Here is an 18,745-nt window from a genome sequence, read left to right as displayed (position 1 = left end):
GTCCTCCTGCTAACATGCGCTTCTCTGCTGTACACTAACATTTCTGGGAATAACCTGTGTTTCCCTTCTTTATTCCCACTCTGATTCATTGGTATTTTCACCGGTCTCACAGTATAGTCTATGATGATATATATGCATACGAAAGGCGGACGCCCTGTACACCTGTACATAGAAGCCCGCCTGTTTTGTGATATTCTATGCTGCTCTGTACTCAAGCTTGGAGTTTCCAGTTCTCAGTTCAATTCCGTAATCAACACCCGGCGTTCCTTCCATTCAGCCCGGCGATAAGCCTGTTGCATACCAAATTTGCGGATACTTGCCTTTGGCACCGATTTATAAGGCAAAACGACCGTAAAGTCCTCATCAAACGGAAAAAAAGACAGGCCTACTTTTTCATTGGATAACCACTCTGCCTGAATTGGTTGTCTGGAACAGGCATCAAACGTACAACTGAGCCCTTCTGCAAAAAAATCATAACGCGCAGCAGGTGTTCCAGGTTCCTCCATACAGAGAAACAGACTGAGCTGATCACAGAAAAGCATGATCTCCACATCACTTTGCAGCCTCTGTTTCACTGCTTCAGCATCACCACCAAGCTGTTTCTCCCAACTCAACTGACGTTCGTGTTCTTGCTGCAGATAATCTCGGATTTCATCATCATCCTGAGCATTGGCCCCCAGATTTTTCTGAAACAGTTCCGTATACATCAAGCTACACAATAATCCGGCGTAAAGGTTTTTCTGACGAACTTCTTCAATCCCTTTATGGTAGAATACAAAACGCGGACGCAATGGAAAGTCACGAAACGAATACGGCGATTGACTGTAATCATTCCAGAACGGAGATGAATCCAGTTCAATCCAGCCACGGTCATGTTCCTTGGCCGCTAGAATCAATTCATCCCGATGCACAGCATCGGCTAATAATTCATTTTTCCAGTGGGAAGCCATCTCTCCGGCTACTAATCCATGCTCATGCTGTGCGGTCAAAACAAAATCATGCTCTCTCTCATATACGATCATTTGCTGTCACCCTTCCGCATGGTATACGTTGACTTTAACATAAATTGGGTTAAACTTTCCTAGTAAGTTGTTTTTCGCTCCATTTTGACGAAAGGCATTATGAAAGGCACAATGTAAAGGTGTTGTCAGTTTCCTGAAATTTGATACACTAAAGGTTGTGTCCACAATTATATTACATACAGAAAGCGGGATCTCATGAATTTATACTCTCCTTACATCGAGTTTAACCGCAAGGAATGGGCTGAACTTAAAGAACATCAGACCACTCTTCCACTGACGGAAGCCGAATTAGAACAGTTAAAGGGATTGAATGAAGAGGTATCGATTCAAGAAGTCGAAGATATATATTTGCCTCTGACCCACTTTATTGACCTATATGCAAGAGTTTCACGAGAGCTGAATCAACTGACGGCCTCCTTTATGAAAAAAGAAGCCCTCCCCACCCCCTACATCATTGGAATCGGGGGAAGTGTTGCCGTGGGCAAAAGTACAGCGGCCCGCTTGCTACAGGCACTGCTCGCCAGAGGTAAGAATAGCCCGAAGGTTGACCTTGTCACAACCGACGGTTTCTTATATCCCAACGCCGTGCTGCAAGAGAAGGGCATTATGAACCGCAAGGGATTCCCTGAAAGCTATGATATCAAATCCCTGATTCAGTTTATGGGTGATGTAAAATCTGGCAAGCCCGAAGTGAAAGCACCCGTCTACTCTCACCTCGCCTACGATGTCATTCAAGGGGAAGAGAAGCAGATCTGTCAGCCCGATATTCTCATTATTGAAGGCATCAATGTACTTCAGATCAAAAAGGAAACGCCTTTGCTGGTTAGTGATTTCTTCGATTTTTCCATCTACATTGATGCGGAAGAAGAGCATATACGACACTGGTACGTTGAGCGTTTCAAGCTGCTCCGCAATACAGCGTTCCAGAACACGGATTCCTTTTTCCATCAACGATTCGCCAATATCGATGAAGAAGAAACCGTGCGTACGGCCAACCAGATCTGGCAGGATATCAATGCCAAAAACCTGCATGAAAACATTTTGCCAACCAAAGGGCGTGCCAGACTGATTCTGAAAAAGGAAGCCGATCACTCCATTGGGCAGATTCAATTGCGCAAACTGTAGACAACATTCGTGCAGTACACTTTGATGTTATATCTAATTACCCTTAAAAGGAGAGAAAAACACATTGCAAACCCTGATTATACTCGGCAGTGTTATGATGTTCCTGGCTGTTGCATTGGGTGCTTTTGGTGCACACGCGCTCAAGCGCAAACTATCCGCTGACATGATTAAAATCTATGAAACCGGTGTTCAATATCACCTCATCCATGGACTTGGCATCATCCTGATCGGACTGCTGGCAGATCGTCTTGAATCCTCTTCACTTGTCATGCTTGCCGGGTGGCTGATGTTCGCCGGAATCATCCTGTTCTCCGGCAGCCTGTACACTTTAAGTGTAACGGGTGTTCGCAAATTGGGAGCCATTACCCCACTTGGTGGAGTCGCATTTTTGGCTGGATGGGTTATGATCATGATTGCCGCATTGTAAATATGCCCCGTGGATCAACGAAAAGAGTGTTCTGGCTGATGTAATATCGCTGGAGCACTCTTTTGCTGTTTAATCTGTCCAGATTCTGCGAATGGTGGACTGCCCTGCATCTGGCCGTTGTCGCTCCAGCACATACACATCCGGGTTAGACAGTTTGGTCCACTCTTCATAACCAAAGGATGGTTCATACTCACGAATAAGCAGTGATAACAAGTTCCCATGTGTAACCACGGCCCCGTGCTGTTCCGGTCTGCTCCACAACTCTTCCAGTAGTGCCAGCCCCCTTGCAGCCGCGTTTCTCGAAGATTCCCCGCCTTCTTCCACCCAATCCACATCATCGTATGTACGTTTCAGTACATCCATCCAGTTTGGCAGATCAAGAGAGCTAAGTATCCTCTCCTGGAGACGTTCATCCGTATGTATATGTTGCAGCGTTGCTATGCCCAGGGGCATAGCCGTCTGAACTGCCCTTTTCCATGGACTGGAGACAATATACGTTATGGAATGATGAGCCAGGATATCTGCAAGTTTTTCGGCCTGCCTGATCCCTTCATTTGTAAGCTCTGCATGGGGTTCCTGCCCTGTGGCCTTGGCATGACGGATAAGATAAATGGACTTCATAGCTATCACCTCCTATGGTGTAACCTACATGGAGTTCTGCTTAAGATATTGGAGTGCACTGTGCATCTTCTCCTGCTCTTCCGGTCGGCCTGATGAACTGAGGAAAGTGACCTGTTCCCCTGTTCTGTCTCCATGCTGAGCCACCAGTCCAAGCCGCTGCTTCAGATGGTTCACCGTACCTGTACTGCCATCAATAATTTGTATATGATCTGGCAGAACCGTGCGCAGAATGGACGTATAGTATGGATAATGCGTGCAACCAAGCACCACTGTGCCATACATATGAAGATCAAGATCTGCCAGCTTGAACCGGAAATAATCAGCGATTTTGCCCGGATCAAAATCCAGCTGTTCACACCACTCCACAAGTTCCGGCAGCGCAATGGAATCCACACTGTGGTGATCATCAACACGCGATACCAGTTCGTTATACTTGGTTTGGCTCAAGGTGAGGGCCGTGGCAAATACAAGCACTCTCTTCCCACTATCACGATTCATCTCCACGGCTGGTTTCACCGCAGGCTCCATGCCAATGATCGGGATATCGTATTTGGCGCGCAGATCCTTAACAGTCAGACTTGTTGCTGTATTACAAGCAATCACGATTGCCTGGACATCCTCCTGAACGATCGCTTCCACACAATCAAAAATATGTCCTCTAACCTCATCCGCAGACTTGGTTCCATACGGGACATGTAAAGTATCCGCGTAATACAGGAATTTTTCTTCCGGAAACTGTTGTAATGCCTTATGCAAAACGGTTAAACCACCGATACCTGAATCAAAAAAAGCAATTTTCTTATTCAAGGATTTCACCTCTATAATGTATTCTTTCGGGTTCCAAGAACCTCTCAATGCTGCTCATGCTGACTGGAGGTGAGGTTTGTACTTCCGGCTCATCACACACTACAGTGCTTGACGGCTTGCGGGAACCATTCCGGTTACGGATCGTTCTTCTGATCGCTGTTGTCTCCAAATTTTCTTAAATAACCTTATAGATGTATAAATTCGGAGACAAAGGCGAACGCTATCGCTTCTTCAGAATCGATTCCGCCCCCTCCATTACTTCCGCTAAGTCAGGTACTATAGAGAAGATAAGCCATTATTCTACGCTCATTTTATACTGTCTGAGCCAGTCCTTGCCACTATGCCACGCCTCTACAGGGTTAAGCTCTCCAAGCAGTTCAGTACTTGCCTGAGCCATGATCCATTCCTTAAGACCATTATCCGGACTGGATTCGAGCTGCTGTAGTAGCAGATTCAATCCTTCCTCACCCGTATTCAAGATGTTGTCGTAAGCCTCCCGGTTACCAGCAATATAATCATTCGGATTGCTGCTGGTCAGGAGGACAGGGTCGCTAACCATCTGCTGCAGGTTGCTTTCAATTGTTGCTGATAATGCTTGGTCTTCTGTCCGAGTCGAACATGCTACTACCGTCAATGCTGTGCATACGGATAACAAACCCAGAATCAGTCTTCTGCGATTCACTGTACCACTCCTTTCAACAACGAGTTAACACAACAGATTCGGCTTTCAAGCTCAAGCCCCCGGCCAACTACAGAACAAGTTCCCATTGTTCTTCGGTAAGCTCCTGACCTGACAACATCTGCTTGCGGACTTCCTTCACTTCAAAGCCCACAGATTGATATAATCTACGCGCGCCAATCAAAGACTCATTGGTCCACAGGATCACGGATGTGTAGTCATTTTCTTTTGCAAAAAGAATTGCCTGTTCGATAAGCTTCACGCCCCATCCTGCGCCACGTGCTTCCGGTTCGATCAGAAACCAGCGCAGTTGAGCCGTATTTTCATTCACCTGAGTAAGTCCTATGGAGCCGGAAGCTCTCTGATCTAACTCAACAATCCATAACATCTCCCTCGCGTAATTGCCCGTAACTCCAAACGAATTCACCGCATGGGTGATAAATTCAGCAAAGCTATGATCATAATTATACTCGTTTCGATAGATTCGGATATGCGCTTCAATGACATACTGCAGATCTTTTTGTACGAAAGTGCGGATCATCAGACGTCACAGTCCTTCCTCAAATCCACAGTTGTGATACTGAAATCCACACCGAACTGAATTAATCCGAGTTTACGGGCAACTTGCTGTGAAGCGAGATTATCCCAAGATGTACTATAGATTGGCACGCGTCCACGCTCCTTGACATAATACTGCCAGCACTTTACCGTCTCCGCTGCATATCCATGTCCTCTATAACCCGGTGCTGTATACAGACTCGCTTCCGCCCCATGATCGGAGAGCCTTGCGGAGCAGCACACTGCCACAGCAGAATCCCCAATAACATAAGCGGCAACAGGGCTTTTTTCATGCAAGTGATCCGTTAATTCCGGGAAATGCTCTGCCAGCATATAACGCTGCTCCTGACCAATCAACTGAACCTTCTGATTCCACTCGTGAGATAACTCAGAAAAAGCATAGGCGGGTCCCATCCACACACGGTTAACGAGCTCATAGGTTTCCACCTTGCGAATCAGTTTCGGAATATCCAACGGAAGCTCGCAATCCTTACCCAACTCATTCATTAGATTAGGCGGTAACTGCTCATGGTAATAGATCAGTGAACCAGCAGAAGTCATGCCGATAAAAATGGCTGGAGCTTGCCCACCACCTGGCTCGTTGATGCTTAATAGACGCTGCTGCTCGTTGATCGTATATAAAGTACTCACCTGTATTTTCAACATTTCCATAGACGACAGGTTTGATTTCGGGACCATAACTATGAAGTTAACCTTTGCAATAATCGTTTGCCTTCACTGCCTTTACCAGCTTCCTGCTGCTCCAGAAAATCGGATAATTCACGTAAATCAGACGGGCGATATCCAGCCCCGCACCCGCAATTATGAAAGGTATAACCATGGCGATACAGAATCATCACTTTGGTCCATTGTTTGGTATCATTTTGTTTAGGTGCCTGGAAATCCTGTCCCATGCTAACCATAGACGTGGCACATTGCGGGCATTTATATTCAAGTTGTGCCACCACCTCAGGGCTTAGGTCATGTCTGGAAACTTGTTTAAATGATTTGCGACAATTGAAACATGCATAGATGTCTTTATATGGTCCTGACATGGCATATCTGCACATCGTCTGCACCCCCTTAATAATTTCCATTATACGGGATTTCACACACACATACGAATGGATTTTGCATATTTGCGAAAATTACACCGATCCACTCATTTACCTTGCATGGCAGCTTGTTTCCAAGCCTCACCAAGTTCCACAATCGTTGCGTACCGCTGGGACCGATCAGCACTGACTGCACGTATCACAACCTGATACAATGCTTCTCCGGCATCCCATCTCTCATAGGAACGATCTTTCTCCCCGCCAAGCAACGCAAACGCCATTGCCCCCATGTTGAATACATTGGTAACCACATCTATGGGCGCGCCTAGCTCAAACTCTTCGGGAGACATAAAGCGGGAAGATCCCCACATACGCCCCATGGTATTGGTAAAAGAACCCTTCCGATACAGATCGATATCGCAAATTTTCATGAAGTTTCTGTCAAAATCATAGATCAGACTGCCATCATATAAATCAACAGCCACATAACCTCTCCGTTCCACCTCGATATGAAAATCCAGAATCTGTTCCATCGCCCGAATGCGTGTCTCCACTGGAAGCTGTCTGAACCGATAATAGGGCGAACGTGGATCTTCATACTTGGCTGGAGGCGGAAAATACCAGTGGGAATGCAGACACTCCCCCTCTACCCAGTCGAAGACACAGGCATAGCCCTCTTCCGTTGCAAAATGATCCGTTAGTCGAATCAACGTGTCATGTGCCAAATCTTCATAAACGGGAACAGATGATTTCAGATTACGAATGGCTTCCGGGGGACTTCCCGTATGATTCGCATGAATTGTATGTGCTCCCGCATACTTTACAAACAATCTCTTTCCATCCTTTTGCATAATACCGAAGGAGAGATTCCCTGAATCTTGCTGATCGAATACGCGAAAGACCGTACCCAAGGGCTGTAACCAATCGAAAGAATGAGACTCTTTTAAGACAAAGGAAACACCATCGATCTCAAGTTCAACATAGTCTGTCATCGGACTCCTCCTGTGGTGATATCATCATCCAATCTTGAGGGCTCTGTATAAAAGTAATTCATATGCGCCTCATCATATCCCTGACCGTTGACTTCCAATGCGTTGCGCTCGATGCCATAAACTTCAAATCCATATCGCTCGTATACACGTCGGGCTGATTCATTCGTTGTCACAACACTCAGATTAATCTGCTTGATGCCCTCCAGATGTCTTCCCCGATCCAGCACCTCGCGGAGCAAACGCGAAGCCAGCCCACTTCCCCGATATGGCGGAGCAACATAGACGCCCCAGATCATGCCTTTGTGCCTGAGTTTCAGGCCGTGTTCCCTTTTGAAACCCATCATTCCAGCCAGTGTTCCTTGTTCTGAGTATGCTCCCAGAATGTAATCATCCGGTTCATTATGTATACGTTCCTGCACTTCATTCATGGGGATCTGAACGGACAACTCGAACGAAGCCCCGAAGGCTTCAGGGTGTGTTTTCAGTGCCTCCAGTCGAAAAGGCCAGTAGATGTCTGCTTCATCCCGCTTAATATTACGAATGATATAGGTCTCTTGCTTTCGATCTTCATTCATTCTTCGACCACTCCCTGCATTTCATAAGGATAATCGATCTGAATTTTTACATTCGCTGCCGCTTCCTGTCCTGCAAGCAACCCAACAACATAAATCCCCAGATCAATGGACGTGGCTACTCCACCGGCCGTAATGACATTTCCATCTTTTACAATCCGCTTCTGAATCACCTCATCGACATACGGCTGAAGCAAATCATATACATAGGGATGTGTTGTTGCTTTTTTACCGGATAAAAAACCAGCTGCACCCAGCAGCAGAGATCCTGTGCACACCGAAACCTTCAAAGGTACAGACGCAGCCTGTCTCAGCCAACCTACAAATGCCTCGTCATATCGAAGCTTGCGCGTTCCCATGCCCCCGGGGATGAACACGAGATCATATTCCGACAGGTCTGGCTTCACTCGATCCACTTTCAACGTTAGACCAGACTCATCCGTGACCTGATCTGTCATTGCACAGGTTTCCCACGTCGTTCCTTTGGTAGGTTCAAAGAAATTCAACCGATTGATCACATCATAAAACCCTGCAAAATCAAGGAAAGTCAGTCCATCAAACAAAACGAATGCAATTTTCATTAGTAACCTCCGCGTTTTAATTTGGAGCATCCTGATTATGTTTCTGATTCCGATCACGTTCCATTGCTTCCTTCACCCGGTCACGCGCTGGCAGCTTGCTATTGATATGAAAGAGCAGACCCACAATCGCAAGAAGTAAAATAATGACGATGAATTCGAATATGGCTAACCCCTCCCTTTCGGAAATTCTGCAATCGTGAATCGTACCTTATCTCTATTTTAATCCACGGGCAATGATCCACTCCAGCCACTTCCAGGGTAACACGGCTTTGCCTATGATGAGCACACGCGAACCTTTTCCCAAAGCATATCGAAGCCTTGGTGCACGCATCCGGGCAATTCGGCCGATCAGATCAGCAACCTCCTGTGGATCAGGTGCCGTCTCGCTTGCAAGTTGGGAATAACGAAGAACCGCATCCAGCTTATGCTTATACGGGGAGTCCTCGCTGCGGTGAATCTCACCCAAACCTTTATTCCAGATCGGCGTACGATAAGCGCCGGGTTCAACTAATACCACACGAACGCCAAACGAAGACATCTCATGCCGCAGGCTTTCCGTGAATCCCTCCACAGCGAATTTGGAGGCAGCATACGGAGCATATCCTGGAAAACCGGATAACCCGCTGACGCTGGACAAGTTAACAATTAACCCCTGCTTCTGCTCACGCATCACAGGCAGGACCGCACGTGTCACGGCAATTAACCCAAACAGATTCGTTTCCATCTGGCGCCGCCAATCCTCCATTGACACTTCCTCAATGAACCCGCCAACCGCAAATCCCGCATTGTTCACCAGCATGTCGATTCGGCCACTATTAAGAAGTACGGACCCCACAGCTTTTTGCACCGATTCAGCATCGGTCACGTCCAGTTGCACATATTGCAAACGTTTAGCTACCCCCGCCTGTTCAGCGAGCTTCACCAATTCTTCTCTTCGACTCAGATCACGCATTGTAGCAACAACGCGATACCCCTGCTTGGCAAGGGTGATTGCGGTGAGCATACCAAAACCACTGGAGGTACCTGTAATTAAGGCCACCGGAGCGTTATCTCTCTCCTTTGTCTTACTCACTGAATCAAGACCCGTATTAATTCGTCCTTGCTCGTCCTCTGTTAAGTGTTCATCAGCTGTCACGGTGTGTCCTTCTTTCCTCGGTAAATTACTTACTTCCGTTCCTACCTATACCGCACGGCCCCTGCTGCTTAATCCGCCACTCCGTTATCTTTTCTCTCCACCCTGCGCAGCTTCGTGATTCCCGGTTCGAACGTATACGGAACAAATCTGATCTCAGGTAAGGTGCATTCCAGACGCTCTCCCAGCTTCATCAGCTCACTCCGTACATCCGTCTCGACCTGCTCCAGCACTGCGCTCCCGCCAAGCCGAAGGGATACTTCCATTGTTCCGTCTCCTTGCTGCACCACACGATAATGTTCAATATCCGGCGAAGCCGCAATGACCGAACGGGTAACGAAATCCGGAAAGACTGGTACCGCCTCACCCGTATGTAGTTGTGTAAAATAAAGCGTGTCATCACAGCGGCCTTCAATCCGCTCAATGGCGGTAAACGGGGAACCACAGGCACATGGCAGCGCCGCCTCGGTCAGAATATCATTCAACCGATACCGGATGATCGGCTGTGATGTTCTGGAGAAGTCCGTAATAATGGGTACGAACCGCCGGGTGGCGGGATCAATGAACTCTTTTTCAATATGCACGATATCTTCATTCAAATGCAGTGTGCCATAACGACAGGTCGCACCCAGAAATCCTTCCGTACACTGATAGACTTGATGAACGGTCTGTCCGAAGACCTGCTCCAGCACCTTGCGATCCAGGGGGTCCAGCACCTCGGCAACAGAGATGATTTTATCCGGTACAGCGGTCAGGTGGCCTGCCACATAGGCGTCCGCCAACAGACGCAGCATGGATGGGGGAGCCACCCACACGGTAGGTTGGTAGGTTTCCAGCCGATTCACCAAGGTCTCCACACGCTCCAGCAGATCAAAATACTGAAACTGCAATTTGCCACGTTGCACCGATTCATACAGATTACTGTTGGCCCGCAGGAAAAACGCAATCTTGGCAGGTTTCCACAGTCCACCAGGCAGCAACTTGGCCAGCACCGTGCCCGTCCACGCATCCTGCTCCCGATCACTCACCAGAAATATACCCCGGTTTCCTGACGTGCCAGAAGACAATCCAACCGTCACGCCTTGAATGGAAGGTTTGAAGTCACGCGTTTCTTCACTTTCGCCTGCAAGAGCCAGCGCTTCGTCCTTGGTAATGCCCACCGTGTTCAGTGTATCGAAATGTTCCATCATGATCGATTTGTCAATCAACGGAAATCTTCTCCAGTCGGATGCGTTCACGCCGTCCCACCACTTCCGGTAAAAGGGGGATCGGGCACGGATCTGATGGACATGCCGAATAATCCGGCGCTCTTGCCAGCGCTCCAGTTGTTCTCGCGTTTTCCATGTTCGCAGCCCACGTGCGAGTGCATAATGAACCACAATACGAAAGGTACTACTCATCGTTTCGTCCCTCCTGCACCCCAAGCGTCCAGTACCTCTCGGCAATGACTCGGCACAATACGAATGTGTTGAAACTGCTGATGCAGCTGAACCAGCTTGTCAAAGTTACGATGGTATTCCTGTCGATTCGACATAATGATCCCAGCAAGAATATGAGGTCTGCGCTCTTCACGAAAGGCCCGACTCGACCACACCGCATCCGCGCAGAGGAAATAGTCATGTTCTTCCGTACGCAAAAGTATTCCCATCATGCCTTCTGCATGACCGGATACATCCACCCCCAGCAGACTTCCATCACCAAAGATATCGTAGACCTCATCAAAAGGGAACTCTTCCCCCGCTCTCGTCCATCGCTCAGGCTGACACATAACAGGCAATGATCTGGCCTTAAAATCCTCGGGCAACAACCCGGCAAGAAAACCTGCCTTTACAGCCGCAATTGGACCGAGTGAGCGCACAGCATCATAGGCTCTTGGCAGATAGATGAATTGTGCCTCCGGGAAATCACGTACACCCGCGATGTGATCGCCGTGAAAATGCGAGAGGATGATATACCGAATATCCGAAGCTTTCAGTCCAATATGAGCCAAAAAATGAACGGCACTATCCTCTTCACGATAGACCACAGGTGTAATATGACGATACAGTGCGTTAGGCAAATGAGCCGTTTCCTCGAAAAAGCAGGAACTATATCCCGTATCCAGCAGGATCGGTCCATGTACGGGATGAATGATGCAGGCAAACCCTGCCGGGAAAGGTACTGGACTTAATCGACCACCACGCAGCGTCAGAAACTCTGGATGTGTACAGTAACCCGCCGCACCCAAATATAGTTTCACCGGAGTTGTTGTCAGCATGATTCAGCCCTCCACCAGTCTGCAAATTGTTGCAATCCCTCTTCAATGGACACCCGAGGGACGTACCCCAATTGCTCCCTTGCATCCGTAATATCCAATGTCTGTGGGATGGATAAGGAGCCGACTGTATACCGTGTCAACGCAGGTTCACCCAACGCAGGAATAAAGCCATGAACTCGCTCCAGCAACGCTGCCACACCATAGGCCGTCCGATAAGGAATATTTCGACGACGCAACGGCATATCCAACATACCAAACAAACTGCTTACCAATTCAATGAACGCCCTTGGATCGCCATTGGAGATATTGTAAGCTTTGCCGAGCGCTTCATCAGAGGCATCGCGGCACAACAACAAGGCATCCACCACATTATCCACACATGTCAGATCGATTACCGACTGTCCACCACCAATCATGGGCACGCCCGATTTTGCGTTTGCTGTGACAATTCTGGGAAATAACGTCTGATCATACGGACCAAAGATCGCTCGCGGTCGAATCATGATCGACGGAAGTCCCTTCGCATGCCCCTCCATCACAACCTGCTCAGCGAGAAGCTTCGTGGCTGCATAATGATTGGCTGGTTTGGATGGCAACGGGTCATTCTCATGTACGTTATATCGCGGGTTGTAGTTAAAATATATACTTGGAGTTGAGACATGTATGAATCGCTGTACCTCATTATGCAGGCAGCCATCAATGAGGTTTTGTGTCCCTTCTACATTGCTGCTGTAGAAGTCACGATATTTTCCCCATGGCGATGATAGTGCCGCACAGTGAAAGATCATATCCTGCCCCGCACACGCTTCGTTTACTGAAGCCTCATCCCGTATATCTCCATTCAGGAATCGGATCCCTGCCAACTCAAGTTCTGCACCAACTTTGGACTGTCGGCCCATGCCAGTGACTTCCCATCCCTCTTGTGCAAGTCGTATCGCGAGATGCCTGCCCAGACATCCCGTAGCTCCTGTAACCAGTGCTCTATTCATTGTTGTTCACCGTTCCATTCTATGTCGTGAGTCAAAGCTTCAGTCAGCGAGAACTTCTGTGATCTTGACAGACGCCATGCGGCTAGCACCACTGCAAATTGTTCAAATACAGGCTGGATATCCTGCCCTCCATAGACCACATCCCTGGCTCCACGCCACGCAGCTATCCATGCACGGAGTTTCCCTTTGCCAAAGATCTGCTGTACTCCACTTCCCAACATGGGAAGCATGAGCATGGCTTTGCTACCCCGAGCGGGCGTGATCATTTTTCTTTCTTTGACCAACGTCTCCGGTTCAGTCAATGCACGCACCAAGTCATCTCCGGGGTGAAACAGATGAATCCCACTCGTTGCCCTCGGATTACACTCAATCGCGTACACTCGCCTGTCCTGACCTTCTATAAAATCAAACCCAATCTGTCCACTAAAACCCGTTGCCTGGGCAAATTGTCTCACCCACGCAAGAGCACCTTCATGTTCCACCTGTTCAAAAAAAACACTGGCTCCCACACTACCTGTACGATAGCGGCTGTCGTAAGTGGCATGCGCAACCAGTTTCCCTTCATGCGCTATGCTGTATGTACATAACATCTGACCAGGAATGTAGGCCTGTGCAACCCAAGGTGAAATAGAGGATAATTCCCCTTCTTCGGGTGGGTCGTTACGGATATGTCGACGCTTCTTTTCACTTACGTTTCCTTCCTGATCCGTCCCTGCCCTAGCCTCATCGTTCATGAGTGTTGGCATGCGAACTTTGGCTGCGAAGCGGGAATACACCGGTTTCCACACCCAATCTCCTACTTTTCCCAGAACAGACTGGGCTTCCATCCATTCCTGCCGACTGTGGATCAGGTGTGTATCCGGAACCGAAAGACCGAGTGACCCTGCAAGCTGGATAAAATCATATTTATGGTGCAGCACATGCAGCTGCTCCAGAGTTGTAACCAGAACACGGCAAAATGCACGCAGTCTGTCTGCCCCTTGAGCAACATAGAATACTTCTTCACACATCGGAATCAACAGGTCGATCTGCCAATCCTGAACCAACCGTTCCAGCTCCGCCAGATACGCACGTGTGTCATGACGTGGCGACGGGACCACAGCGCACTGTTCCACTGCACTGGATAATCTGGTCAGATGCCGTGCAGCACTCTCCGCAACATAAACCCGATGGCCTGCCCGATGAAGCATGCGTGCCAGATCGAGTGTTACGGGAGCCCTTCCGCCTGTAAGCAGCACACGGAGAGAAGCAGCTGTACGATGTCTGGTTTCCCCAGATCTAGTAGTCAAAAATGAGTCCTCCCAATGATAATCCTGCAGCCGTGCCAATCATCAACACCCGATCTCCCCGCTGAATACGCTGTTGTTTAATCGCTTCATGCAGACCCATCGGGATCGAAGCCGCAATTGTATTGCCGTGATTTCGTGTGATGTCCATAAACCGATCTTCAGCAATGCCAAGCTTCTTGCGAATCAGTCTCATCGCCATTGCACTTCCCTGATGAGGAATGACCAATTGGAAATCCTCCATTCGATTCCCAGTCGCTTGCAGCATATCGCCGATGAATCCAGGCAAAAGTCTGGAAGCCATGCGGAAGATCGCCTGTCCATCCATATGAAATAGGTAGGGTTCAGGCTGATCTACCTTATAATTAGAAGCATGTAGCCGTGTACCTCCACCTGCAATCTCCGAGAAGCGAGCACCTCGGCTGTAGGTTCGAAGGGAAGCATGTGCAATCTGTGAGGATGACCCTTCAGGCGAACGCTCAATAATAACAGCGGCCGCTCCATCTCCGAACAGGGCCGCACTTTCTTTATCAGACCAATTTAGTCCCGCTGAGGCAATCTCTGTGGCTACAAGCAGTACTCGCTGGTAACGTCCGGCATCTACCATATAGGAGATCACATCGAGTCCGTTCAGGAAACTCAGGCAGGTTGCATCCATGTCAAAGGCAGGTACGCCCGAATCTTGCTGCCCCATGGCCTGCTGGATAAATACCGCCGTACTTGGCAACGGTTGTTCCTTCGTGCCACTGGTACACACCAGACAGTCGATATCACTGAATTGTAATCCTGCGTCCGCCAGTGCAGCTTCCGCAGCCCGCGCGCCCATGAAAGAGGAGGTTTCTTCACCCGAAGCATAATGGCGTACACCTACACCTGTGGCTTTGCTGACCCAGCCCGCAGGCACGTCCAAGCGGCGATCCAGTTCCTCATCGGTGACTTCCTGTTCAGGCAGGTACTTGCCTGTTCCTGTGATCCTTACTCTTCTAAGTTGCATTTCCCCAACCTCTTTCTGTTCATCTGACTGATATAAATGAAATTTACACCTCACCTTGAATGGCGAAACCCCAACAAATAGAAGCTTTGAAATATACAATAAAAGGGCAGATACCTCTGCCCTTCCTGTTGTGTTTTCTTTTGTATGAAGTGTCATTTCTTCTTATTCAGAATCTCGGCAAGTGCGGTATCCAGTGTACCGTATGTGAAAGTAAATCCTTCCCTCTCCATTCGCTCGGGAATCACCCAACGACTTTTGAGCACCAATTCAGTCTCGGTCTGAATGAACCGTGCGCCCACTTCAAGCATCCAGCGAGGAGAAGGCAGTCCGATCCGAACACCCATCTGTTCTCTCAGACGTGCCATGAGCTCACGATTCGTAACCGGATGCGGAGAGGAGGCATTGAACACACCATTCAAGTGTGGATGCTCTTGCAGATAGATTACCATACGGAAGAGATCCTCGATATGAATCCAGCTGAACTGCTGTGTTCCTGCGCCTTGCGATCCTCCCAGTCCAAAACGGACGAGGTTTGTCATGGGCACCATCACACCACCCTCGCCCAGCACAATGGCAATCCGCAGTGCAATCTGACGCGTAGACGGCAGACTGAATTCAAAGAAAGCCTGTTCCCATGCCTTGGCAACGTCGACCGAGAATCCGGAGCCAATCTCGCCCTCTTTTTCCGTCATGGGACGATCTTCAGCATGTCTGTATATGGTTGCTGTACTCGAATTAATCCATAGTTCGGGAGGAAGATTACAAGCCAGGACGGCTTCGCCCATAATGCGCGTTGTACGGGTTCTGGATTCCAGAATGACTTTGCGATTCTCCTCCGTATAACGGCAGTTCACCGATTTACCTGCCAGGTTAATTAACATCTCTGCTTCTTCCAGTGCCTCTACGATTCCTGCACGATCCTCCCAAGCAATATGACCGGGCTGACGCGAGATAATTAACACCTCATAACCCTGCTTCCTGAATCTTTGGGCAAAATCCTGTCCGACAAATCCCGTTCCACCAGCCAATACAACCTTCTTCACGGTATCCCCTCATTTCCCATACTGGGTAAAGAATTCGTAAGATATAGATTGGAATGTTTCTATGCATGCAAAATGCAGATATTAGCTTAAACACCGCCGGTGACCCGTTAGTTTGATTTATTTCGCACCCAGGGAGGCGTACAAGCGATCCCGCTCGTCGATAGCCCATGCGTTTGCAGGGTTTTGTTCCAGCTGATATCGGAGTTCATCATAAAAATCATGGATCATGAATCCGTCTGGCAGATTGCCAAGCATGGCTGTAAAGTTGTACTCGGGCAGTGTTCTCTTCCCTTCACTGATCTGCTTCAGCCAATCCATCCACTTTGCAAGCGTAAGCACTTCCTCCTGCCATAATTCAGCCTGTAACCCAAGCGCATCCTGAAGTTGCTCGTACGCCAATGGATCGACGAAGGCGCGGCAAGCCTGAACAGCCAGTTCATACAACTCGGTCACTGCACGGCGTACCTCATGCTCAAGTTCGACCTCCAAGCCTCCCATGTAATCCTGAACCTGAATGCTCTGTCCATCATCGTATAATAGCGGTGTCTGGGACAACAGGCGTACAATCTCTTCCATCTCGTGCATTGAAACTCGCTTCTGCTCATAGAGAGCAGGTAATTGATATGCTGTAATGATCATTCACTCCTACATCGTTCTTCTATTAATGACCTATATTATAACATGGTTTGGCAATCATCTATCAGGATAACTTGACTATCCACTACAAGTTGTAGTAGTTTATACGTACTACGTAGTGTAGTAATAAGATCGTTATGGACGCATAACGATGTTAAGGAGTGTTCACGGTGAACCAGATTCAAAAATTATCCGAAACAGAAATGGAGTTAATGGTCGTTATATGGTCATGCGATCCACCCGTCACTTCAACAGAACTATTAGACATATTCGCTGAGAAGGGGAAAGCGTGGAAAGCGCAGACTATGTCTACTTTTTTGTCACGGTTGGTGGATAAAGGCGCACTTACCGTCACGAGACGTGGACGAACCAATGATTATGTACCTCTTCTACAGCCCGAAGATTACAAACTACAGGAAACGCAGCATGTTCTTGATGGACTCTATCAAGGTTCAGTCAAGAATTTGGTTTCGGCCATGTATGATGGCGACAAGCTTTCAGACGATGACATTTCAGAACTGAAAAAATGGCTTTCGGAAAAGTAGGTGCAGATGATGAACATCTTTTTTTGAAATTCTGTGCAGCCTGACCGTGGCGGGAAGTATCGTTTCTGTTTGTATTTTGGCACTACGACTTATACCCGTATCTGTTTTTCCGACCAAGTGGCTCTACAGACTCGGTAAACTGGCTATCTTGTTTTATCTGTTCCCGGTATCTCTTGCCCTTTCATGGCTTTTGGATATTGCCTTCCAAACGACATCAACTATACCGGGTACGGAGAATGCAGCATCTTCGGGAGGACTTGCAGGAACGTTTATCCCGGAACAAACCATCTCGGTAACCACAGCCTGGTTCTTGTTATTCGTATGGGGCATTGGAGTCATAGGTTTTTCTGCATGGCAGGTGTACTGTTATCGAAGATTTTTGAATGAACTATCTCGTACACGTACGCCAGTCCTCCGTCATAGTGAGGCAGCTATACAGCTACCATTAATCCAAGAGGCTTTGGGTCTCAAACGCAATATCACGCTTGCTCACAGCACCATAGTACGAAGCCCTATACTGGTTGGCTTGTTTAAACCAACGATATATCTGCCACCCGAAAATACGGTGAAAATGGACATCAGCATGGTAATTCATCATGAGTTGGTACATCTAAAACATAAAGATCTGTGGGTCAAGGCTTTGACATTGGGCGTTAATGCACTGCACTGGTTCAATCCCCTGATTCATATGATTCGCCGGGACATTCATACCTGGAGCGAGTTGGCCTGTGATGAAGATGTGGTGAAAGAGATGTCCCATGAAGAGCGAAGACGATATGGTGAGACAATTTTAAATGTGATGGCGGGAACCAAGAAAATACCTGCTCAATTTTGTTCGTCCCTATCGGGTGAAGGCAAACAATTAAAAAGGAGATTGATGATTATGTTTAATGTAAAGAAACTGAAAAAGAAACATTGGATGATAGGTATGGGAGCCCTCCTGCTTATTACAGGTGTAAGTACGTCCACCGCAGTATGGGCATCAAACCATACGGTTAAAGTAGAGGCTGAAGCTTCTGAAACTGTGCCTGTTCCTTCTACTGATGGATCTTCTGAAATCGTAGCTTCTCCCAACAAGGTCGGAATTTCCGAAGCTGTAACTGCTCCTTCTACTTCCGAAACTCCTGAAATCGTGGCTCTCCCTGAGGATGAAGTTTCCGAAGCTGTGCCAGTTCCGTCTGCTACTGTACCTTTTACTACTAAACCTTCTACTACTAAACCTTCTGAGGCTAAAGTTGTAGAAGCAGCAACTGTTCCTTCTACGGGTGGATCTCCTGAAATCGTATCCGTCCCTTCCGAGGCCCAGGTCACCAAAGCTGTACCTGTTCCTTCAGAAAAATAACCTATCTTTAAGGAGTAATAGCCATCCTTATATGCAAACAGGACGAAGCATAGATCATAGATCTCCGCTTCGTCCTGTTTCC

Annotated in this window: 22 protein-coding genes; 4 read left to right on the top strand and 18 right to left on the bottom strand. The window is 48.1% G+C overall.

Annotated features, from left to right (window positions below; genetic code table 11):
• Window positions 1-233: 233 nt before the first annotated feature.
• Window positions 234-1,022, bottom strand: coding sequence for a DUF3891 family protein (locus MKY87_RS24445; protein WP_340966602.1), 789 nt, complete (start codon window positions 1,020-1,022; stop codon window positions 234-236).
• A 195-nt stretch (window positions 1,023-1,217) separates the two neighbouring features.
• Here MKY87_RS24445 and coaA point away from each other — a divergent pair, with 195 nt between their 5' ends.
• Both coaA and MKY87_RS24435 read left to right on the top strand, forming a co-directional pair.
• The gene (coaA, locus tag MKY87_RS24440; protein ID WP_036610217.1) at window positions 1,218-2,147 is read left to right on the top strand and encodes a type I pantothenate kinase; all 930 of its coding nucleotides are present in this window, start codon (window positions 1,218-1,220) and stop codon (window positions 2,145-2,147) included.
• Window positions 2,148-2,211: 64 nt separating this feature from the next.
• The gene (locus tag MKY87_RS24435) at window positions 2,212-2,574 is read left to right on the top strand and encodes a DUF423 domain-containing protein (RefSeq protein ID WP_340908781.1); all 363 of its coding nucleotides are present in this window, start codon (window positions 2,212-2,214) and stop codon (window positions 2,572-2,574) included.
• 69 nt (window positions 2,575-2,643) lie between these two features.
• Here the strand turns inward: MKY87_RS24435 and MKY87_RS24430 are convergent, their stop codons facing one another.
• The 17 genes from MKY87_RS24430 to MKY87_RS24350 form a co-directional block, all read right to left on the bottom strand.
• Window positions 2,644-3,195 (bottom strand): histidine phosphatase family protein, encoded by a 552-nt coding sequence (locus tag MKY87_RS24430; RefSeq protein WP_340966599.1) that lies wholly within the window; start codon window positions 3,193-3,195, stop codon window positions 2,644-2,646.
• Window positions 3,196-3,219: 24 nt separating this feature from the next.
• Complete coding sequence (gene murI / locus MKY87_RS24425; RefSeq protein ID WP_340966597.1) at window positions 3,220-4,002, bottom strand: glutamate racemase; 783 nt, start codon at window positions 4,000-4,002, stop codon at window positions 3,220-3,222.
• Between the two features lie 295 nt (window positions 4,003-4,297).
• Window positions 4,298-4,684 carry a hypothetical protein gene (locus MKY87_RS24420; RefSeq protein WP_339784997.1) on the bottom strand — a complete coding sequence of 129 codons (387 nt, stop codon included), beginning with the start codon at window positions 4,682-4,684 and terminating at the stop codon, window positions 4,298-4,300.
• A 67-nt stretch (window positions 4,685-4,751) separates the two neighbouring features.
• Window positions 4,752-5,222: a GNAT family N-acetyltransferase gene (locus tag MKY87_RS24415; RefSeq protein WP_339784999.1), complete on the bottom strand. Its 471-nt coding sequence runs from the start codon at window positions 5,220-5,222 to the stop codon at window positions 4,752-4,754.
• Entirely contained in the window at window positions 5,222-5,938 is a 717-nt protein-coding gene (locus MKY87_RS24410) for a GNAT family N-acetyltransferase (RefSeq protein WP_340966594.1), read from the bottom strand. Before MKY87_RS24410 ends, MKY87_RS24415 begins: the two co-directional genes overlap by 1 nt.
• Before the next feature lie 2 nt (window positions 5,939-5,940).
• Window positions 5,941-6,294, bottom strand: a complete 354-nt coding sequence (locus MKY87_RS24405) for a hypothetical protein (RefSeq protein WP_340966592.1) — start codon at window positions 6,292-6,294, stop codon at window positions 5,941-5,943.
• A gap of 107 nt (window positions 6,295-6,401) precedes the next feature.
• Window positions 6,402-7,286, bottom strand: a complete 885-nt coding sequence (locus tag MKY87_RS24400) for a serine/threonine-protein kinase (RefSeq protein ID WP_340966590.1) — start codon at window positions 7,284-7,286, stop codon at window positions 6,402-6,404.
• Window positions 7,283-7,861, bottom strand: a complete 579-nt coding sequence (locus tag MKY87_RS24395) for a GNAT family N-acetyltransferase (protein WP_340966588.1) — start codon at window positions 7,859-7,861, stop codon at window positions 7,283-7,285. Before MKY87_RS24395 ends, MKY87_RS24400 begins: the two co-directional genes overlap by 4 nt.
• Complete coding sequence (locus MKY87_RS24390) at window positions 7,858-8,439, bottom strand: DJ-1/PfpI family protein (RefSeq protein WP_340966587.1); 582 nt, start codon at window positions 8,437-8,439, stop codon at window positions 7,858-7,860. The genes MKY87_RS24395 and MKY87_RS24390 overlap by 4 nt, the downstream gene beginning before the upstream one ends.
• A 214-nt stretch (window positions 8,440-8,653) precedes the next feature.
• Window positions 8,654-9,574 (bottom strand): SDR family oxidoreductase, encoded by a 921-nt coding sequence (locus MKY87_RS24385; protein ID WP_445669433.1) that lies wholly within the window; start codon window positions 9,572-9,574, stop codon window positions 8,654-8,656.
• Between the two features lie 68 nt (window positions 9,575-9,642).
• Entirely contained in the window at window positions 9,643-10,971 is a 1,329-nt protein-coding gene (locus MKY87_RS24380) for a F390 synthetase-related protein (RefSeq protein ID WP_340966584.1), read from the bottom strand.
• Entirely contained in the window at window positions 10,968-11,828 is an 861-nt protein-coding gene (locus MKY87_RS24375) for an MBL fold metallo-hydrolase (RefSeq protein ID WP_340966582.1), read from the bottom strand. The genes MKY87_RS24380 and MKY87_RS24375 overlap by 4 nt, the downstream gene beginning before the upstream one ends.
• Entirely contained in the window at window positions 11,822-12,817 is a 996-nt protein-coding gene (locus MKY87_RS24370) for an NAD-dependent epimerase/dehydratase family protein (RefSeq protein WP_340966580.1), read from the bottom strand. The genes MKY87_RS24375 and MKY87_RS24370 overlap by 7 nt, the downstream gene beginning before the upstream one ends.
• Window positions 12,814-14,106 carry an ATP-grasp domain-containing protein gene (locus MKY87_RS24365; protein WP_340966578.1) on the bottom strand — a complete coding sequence of 431 codons (1,293 nt, stop codon included), beginning with the start codon at window positions 14,104-14,106 and terminating at the stop codon, window positions 12,814-12,816. Before MKY87_RS24365 ends, MKY87_RS24370 begins: the two co-directional genes overlap by 4 nt.
• Window positions 14,096-15,097 carry a beta-ketoacyl-ACP synthase III gene (locus MKY87_RS24360; protein WP_340966577.1) on the bottom strand — a complete coding sequence of 334 codons (1,002 nt, stop codon included), beginning with the start codon at window positions 15,095-15,097 and terminating at the stop codon, window positions 14,096-14,098. Before MKY87_RS24360 ends, MKY87_RS24365 begins: the two co-directional genes overlap by 11 nt.
• Window positions 15,098-15,249: 152 nt before the next feature.
• Window positions 15,250-16,140, bottom strand: a complete 891-nt coding sequence (locus MKY87_RS24355) for a TIGR01777 family oxidoreductase (RefSeq protein ID WP_340966576.1) — start codon at window positions 16,138-16,140, stop codon at window positions 15,250-15,252.
• 117 nt (window positions 16,141-16,257) lie between these two features.
• Window positions 16,258-16,779: a hypothetical protein gene (locus MKY87_RS24350; protein ID WP_340966574.1), complete on the bottom strand. Its 522-nt coding sequence runs from the start codon at window positions 16,777-16,779 to the stop codon at window positions 16,258-16,260.
• Between the two features lie 167 nt (window positions 16,780-16,946).
• On the opposite strand from MKY87_RS24350, the gene MKY87_RS24345 reads away from it, so the two are divergent.
• Together MKY87_RS24345 and MKY87_RS24340 are read left to right on the top strand one after the other, a co-directional pair.
• On the top strand, window positions 16,947-17,321 hold the full coding sequence (locus MKY87_RS24345; RefSeq protein ID WP_076209251.1) for a BlaI/MecI/CopY family transcriptional regulator: 375 nt from the start codon (window positions 16,947-16,949) through the stop codon (window positions 17,319-17,321).
• A gap of 76 nt (window positions 17,322-17,397) precedes the next feature.
• Entirely contained in the window at window positions 17,398-18,663 is a 1,266-nt protein-coding gene (locus tag MKY87_RS24340; RefSeq protein WP_340966573.1) for a M56 family metallopeptidase, read from the top strand.
• Window positions 18,664-18,745 lie beyond the last annotated feature (82 nt).

Origin of the sequence: Paenibacillus sp. FSL R7-0198 (assembly GCF_038000415.1) — a bacterium.
In the GTDB taxonomy this organism is placed as follows: Bacteria; Bacillota; Bacilli; order Paenibacillales; family Paenibacillaceae; genus Paenibacillus.
The sequence above is the reverse complement of the archived record's forward strand: the minus strand, read 5'-3'. Positions and strand labels throughout refer to the sequence as shown.